The following is a 447-nucleotide window of genomic DNA, read 5'->3' on the forward strand; positions in this document are numbered from 1 at the left end:
TCATTTGCGCCTGCCATGTAACACCTATCAGGTTAGCAAGCGGGAGCCTCTCGGCCCCCGCTGCGGCTTACCAGGTTTGGGTGGCTTTGAACTTCTCGATACCGGCTTTCAGGCCAGCGTCGATTTCGTCATTAAAGTCACCCTTCACGTTGATCTTCGCCATCAATTCGGCGTGATCGCGGTTGAAGTAAGCAATCATGGCCTGCTCGAAGCTACCGATTTTTGGAATCTCGATGTCTACCAGGAAGCCACGTTCAGCGGCATACAGGGACAACGACATGTCGGCAATGGACATCGGCGCATATTGCTTCTGCTTCATCAGCTCGGTAACGCGCTGACCGTGCTCAAGCTGCTTGCGAGTGGCTTCGTCCAGGTCAGAAGCGAACTGGGCGAATGCCGCCAGTTCACGGTACTGAGCCAGAGCGGTACGGATACCACCGGAAAGCT

General features: G+C 55.3%; 1 pseudogene. It reads right to left on the reverse strand.

Annotated elements, in window-relative coordinates:
• Positions 1–67: 67 nt before the first annotated feature.
• A pseudogene (locus tag ACIPIN_RS28970) lies at positions 68–447 on the reverse strand (F0F1 ATP synthase subunit alpha); the annotation flags it as partial.

The sequence above is a fragment of the Pseudomonas sp. NPDC087697 genome, from assembly GCF_044743155.1.
Classification (GTDB): Bacteria; Pseudomonadota; Gammaproteobacteria; order Pseudomonadales; family Pseudomonadaceae; genus Aquipseudomonas.